Origin of the sequence: Spirulina sp. 06S082, assembly GCF_034932145.1 — a bacterium.
GTDB lineage: Bacteria > Cyanobacteriota > Cyanobacteriia > Cyanobacteriales > Spirulinaceae > CCY15215.
Window position 1 is genome coordinate 1 of the sequence record NZ_JAYGHV010000217.1, and the last position, 4,727, is coordinate 4,727.

6 protein-coding genes are annotated in these 4,727 nt (G+C 43.2%); 2 read left to right on the forward strand and 4 right to left on the reverse strand.

The features are described from left to right. Positions 1 to 331: alpha/beta hydrolase (locus tag VB714_RS14575; protein WP_323225337.1), on the forward strand; the 331-nt coding region annotated here is incomplete at its 5' end. Between the two features lie 13 nt (positions 332 to 344). On the opposite strand, the gene recF is transcribed toward VB714_RS14575, so the two are convergent. Further along, positions 345 to 1,472 carry a DNA replication/repair protein RecF gene (gene recF, locus VB714_RS14580; RefSeq protein ID WP_323225338.1) on the reverse strand — a complete coding sequence of 376 codons (1,128 nt, stop codon included), beginning with the start codon at positions 1,470 to 1,472 and terminating at the stop codon, positions 345 to 347. Continuing rightward, positions 1,472 to 2,401, reverse strand: coding sequence for a sulfurtransferase (locus tag VB714_RS14585; protein WP_323225339.1), 930 nt, complete (start codon positions 2,399 to 2,401; stop codon positions 1,472 to 1,474). The genes recF and VB714_RS14585 overlap by 1 nt, the downstream gene beginning before the upstream one ends. 160 nt (positions 2,402 to 2,561) lie before the next feature. Here VB714_RS14585 and eno point away from each other — a divergent pair, with 160 nt between their 5' ends. Then, positions 2,562 to 3,842 (forward strand): phosphopyruvate hydratase, encoded by a 1,281-nt coding sequence (eno, locus tag VB714_RS14590; protein WP_323225342.1) that lies wholly within the window; start codon positions 2,562 to 2,564, stop codon positions 3,840 to 3,842. A gap of 134 nt (positions 3,843 to 3,976) precedes the next feature. Here eno and VB714_RS14595 read toward each other — a convergent pair whose 3' ends face one another. Together VB714_RS14595 and VB714_RS14600 are read right to left on the reverse strand one after the other, a co-directional pair. Continuing rightward, positions 3,977 to 4,162, reverse strand: a complete 186-nt coding sequence (locus tag VB714_RS14595) for a hypothetical protein (RefSeq protein ID WP_323225340.1) — start codon at positions 4,160 to 4,162, stop codon at positions 3,977 to 3,979. Between the two features lie 14 nt (positions 4,163 to 4,176). Next, positions 4,177 to 4,727: hypothetical protein (locus VB714_RS14600; protein WP_323225341.1), on the reverse strand; the 551-nt coding region annotated here is incomplete at its 5' end.

Here is a 4,727-nt window from a genome sequence, read left to right on the forward strand (position 1 = left end):
TGAGAAAGCGATGCAACGGGATAACTTATATTGCGAAGTATTTACGATCGCGCCTTTACCGCAAAAAGTATATGCTCAAGTTAGTAGCGAAATTCCGACTTTATTAATGAACGGTCAATACGATCCCATTTTACCCTTACCTTTTAGTTTAGTTGTTGCTCAAAACCTCTCTAATGCTTCTATTTATAACTATCCTAATCTTAGTCATGGTTCTTTAATTTCTGGTTATTCCTGTCCCGTACAAATGGTATCAGAATTTATCGAAAATCCCGATCGCCATCCCAATGAAGATTGTATTTCAGAGATGAAAACAGAGTTTATTGATTGGTAATTAAATGCGAACATTAGAAAATACTAATATTCCCCTCCATCACCGATAAAACTTGCGACGCATTCAACCATTGTGCATCAAAAGCATGAATATGAGTGGTTGTAATCAAAGTTTGAAAACGGTCTTGAATGGCTTCTAAGAGTTGATTTTGTCGGTTGGGGTCTAATTCTGCTAAAACATCATCTAACAATAAAAGTGGAGGTTCTCGGATCACTTCTTCTATTAACTCTAACTCAGCCAGTTTCAAAGCTAAAACTAATGTGCGTTGTTGCCCTTGGGAACCGTAAAATCTTGCCGGAGTCCCATTAATCGTTAATTCAATTTCATCGCGATGGGGTCCGACTAAACTGGTGCCTTGATGTCTTTCTGGAATCTGGCGATCGCGAATTTGAGCGAGAAAAGCATTCTGAACAGTTTCGGGATCGTCGCGATCCCAATTAACATTAGGAGTATAGTTTATTTCTAACACTTCTTTTTCCCCACTAATTCGGGCGTGCCATCCTTGTGCAATGGGGATAAGACGCTCTAAACCCCGCGCCCTTCGTCTCGTGACCCGCGACCCATTTGCTGCTAATTGTGCGTCCCAGAGAGCCAGTTGCGTGAAGGTATCTTGACTGGGTGTTTCTTCTGCTTTTTTGAGTTTTCGTAACAGAGAATTACGCTGGCGCAAAACGCGATCGTATTGGTGTAAAATGTGGGCGTAAACGGGTTCGAGTTGAACGAGTAAAGAATCCAACCAGTTGCGCCGATTTTCGGGACTTCCTCGCACTAAATCTAAAACCAAACTCGAAAACTGTACCGCATTGAGATGTCCTAAAAAGTCCATTTGACGGCGCAAATTTTCGCAATTGAGTCGTGCAGTTCTTCGGCCTTGTTTGCGGAGAATTAACCCTAGATCGGTGCTTCCATAAGTTCTTTCTACAGTAGCTTCAATTTGCCCCGCGATCGCCTCCTTCTTCACAAAATCGCGATCGCGGCTGGTGCGATGACTTTTCAGAGTTGCGAGGAGTTCTACTGCTTCCAAAAGATTGGATTTTCCTTGAGCATTATTGCCCACAATAATTGTTTTTTGTGCCTCAAATTTAACCTCTTGTTCGAGGTAATTGCGAAAATTTCTTAAATATATATGTTTTAAATACATTAATGATTGATTAGGGGATAATGATTTGCAGGGAGTGACGACCATTCCCACATTGAACCGGAATAATTTTTCACCTCAAAGCCCATATCGACCAAAACTGCTGTCAGCCATGCCGATCGCACTCCTCCCGTACAGTAAACGGCGATCGCCATTTCGGGAACAATCCCTTTTTCTTGCAATTTTGCGAAAATTGTCTCCCGTCCCAACAGTTTGCCCTCTTCATCTAATAAATCTTTATAGTATAGGTGAATTGCTTTGGCAAGATGTCCCCCCCGAGATTCGCCGTAGGGAGTTTGTCCTTGATATTCTCTCGCTTCTCGGCTATCGATGACAACAAGGCGATCTTGCGCGATCGCGGTTCTAAGTTCATTGACCCCAATTTCCCAGGTAGAAACGCGCTGTACGGTAAAATCTCCTTGTTTAGGTGCAGAGGTTAAGCTAATATTTCCTAGCGCCTTCACACCCCCATCCACGAGATAGGTTTGAGAATGTCCCAAAGTCCTCAACATCCAAACGATTCGCCCTTCTTCCCCCCATCCTCTCAAAGGATCGCCGAAAACAACAACTGGGCGATCGCGATCGATCCCCAAAGATTGTAATTTTGCCGTTAATACTGCATCATCTTGCAACAATTTGCCTCGGTGAGGAGAGTGGGGTTGAGAAAAATCCTGCCACGCAACAGGACGGGCAATTCTGCGGTGTAAGGGGTTTTCAGGACGCGCATCGAGGAGAATAGCCCCTTGTTTGAGGAGTTCTCGGGCGCGATCGCCATCAATAATCCATTGTTGCTCATGCTGTTGGCTTTGGACAAACTCAGAAACAAACAGAGAATTTTTCTGCACCGTTTCCCGTCTGCGAAACTCCGGTAGCAAGAGGAATGCGGCGATTCCCAAGGCGATCGCGGCGATCGTCACCAAGATCGAAAACACTAGAGATTTAAAAGGCATGAAAAAAATTTATAGCAGTTTTAAAATGATTCAGAAAAAAATCTAGCAATTCTTAAATTAAATGCGAATAAGTGCGAGGATCGACAGAGAATCGGGTATTAGTGACGATGGTACGGATACACCCTCAACAGTAAAGACAACAATGGCTTTTAACGAACCTGCAACTATCGAAGCAATTACAGCACGTGAGATCCTCGACTCTCGAGGACGACCTACCTTAGAAGCCGAAGTACACCTAGAAAGCGGTGCAAGCGGTTTAGCGCAAGTTCCTAGCGGTGCCTCGACGGGTACCTTTGAGGCACATGAGTTGCGGGATGGAGAAAGTCGCTACGGTGGTAAAGGCGTTCTCACTGCCGTCCGCAATGTTAAGGAAAAAATTGCCCCAGAATTGATCGGACAAGATGCGTTAAATCAGATGACGATCGATCGCATTATGCTCGATCGCGATGGTTCTCCCAATAAGTCTAATTTGGGTGCCAATGCTATTTTGGGGGTCTCCCTCGCTGCGGCTAAAGCTGCAGCCGCAGAGTTAGGATTGCCGTTATATCGTTATCTGGGGGGACCTTTAGCCAATTTGCTACCGATTCCTTTTATGAATGTCATTAATGGGGGTTCTCACGCGGATAATAATGTGGATTTCCAGGAGTTCATGATTGTCCCCGTAGGTGCGCCTACCTTCGCCGAAGCCTTGCGCTGGGGTGCGGAGGTCTTCGCCTCATTACGAGGCGTTCTTGCTGCTGAAAAGCTCCTCTCTGGGGGTGTTGGGGATGAAGGTGGATTTGCTCCCAACTTGCAATCTAACGAACAAGCATTGGAACTGCTGATGAGTGCGATCGCCAAAGCTGGATACAAAACCGGGAAACAGGTGGCGATCGCCATGGATGTTGCAGCCAGCGAGTTCTACAAGAACGGGCAATATGTTTATGATGGTTCTCCCCACAGTGGTGAGGATTTTATCAACTATTTAGGCGAATTAGTTGACAAATATCCCATTATTTCCATTGAAGATGGCTTACACGAGGAAGACTGGGACAACTGGAAACTATTAACTGAGAAATTGGGGGATAAAATTCAGTTGGTCGGGGATGATTTATTTGTCACTAACCCCACTCGCTTACAAAAGGGCATTGATGAAAAATCTGCCAATGCCATTTTAATTAAACTCAACCAAATTGGCAGTTTAACGGAAACTTTGGAAACTATTGCCCTCGCAACTCGCAATAAGTTCACTTGTATGATTTCCCATCGTTCCGGGGAAACCGAAGATACCACGATCGCCGATCTTGCTGTTGCAACTCGCGCAGGACAAATCAAAACCGGTTCTCTCTGTCGCAGCGAACGAGTTGCCAAGTATAATCGCTTATTGCGAATTGAAGAAGAGTTAGGCGATCGGGCTGTTTATGCCGGAACTCTCGGTAAATAATGGCTTGAGGGAATATTTAAAGGCTGTTACCTTCGTTTTTGCTATTTATAGGTAACAGCCTTTTCTCAAGTTCCATTAGATTGCTTTTAAATATACTTCATACGGATTAGAAAGACAACAAATTGCGATCGCTATCAAGCAACGTCTTCTACATCTTCTTCAAGTTCAATATCTTGAAAAGCATATTTTTTATCTTCCGGTTTCTTAGCTCTTTTCCAAACATTTACCACAACTCGGCGATTGACCATTGGGCCAATAACATCATCAATTTCATCAGCTTCATAAAGCTGGTTTGGCGCGATCTTATTGCCGGCTGCCACCTGTTACTCATTTATTATTCATCATCCATACCTATCCAATCTGGTGCAACGTAACCAACTTCTATATTACGATTTTTGACTTCAGCCTCGATGTAATCAATTTGAAGAGAAAAATCGTCCTCTCCTATTTTTGGTTTTACTTCTTCAAAGCTATCTGTAAAATAAATAAGTACATCCACATCTAAAAGAGATCTGATGGTTCGAGAAGAACTTCCAATTGAGAAGTCTCCTTCGCTATCGGATGCAAAGAAAGAAAAATAAAAATTAATATCAGCTTCAAGTGTTAATTCTGACGCAATAACAAAAAAATCATTGCTGGAATCAACAGGTTTAAATATCAGATTAGGAGATTCCAATAGCTTAAATTTAATTTCGTGAATAGAGGATATCACTCCAGAGTCTATTCCATCAATACCGAAATCAGAGTCAAATCCTATTGGCTCGAACTGGGATTCACATAATGCTTCGCCTACAAGAGAGAAAATATATTCTTCCATCTTTTTCAAATTTCCACCTTTATGCAAATTTGACAGTCTTTGGCACAGTTCCCTGGGACTATCAGGTT

Excerpts from the sequence above, each read along its gene's own strand:
- eno (WP_323225342.1), top strand. The coding sequence starts at position 2,562 with ATGGCTTTTAACGAACCTGCAACTATCGAAGCAATTACAGCACGTGAG.
- recF (WP_323225338.1), bottom strand. The coding sequence starts at position 1,472 with ATGTATTTAAAACATATATATTTAAGAAATTTTCGCAATTACCTCGAA.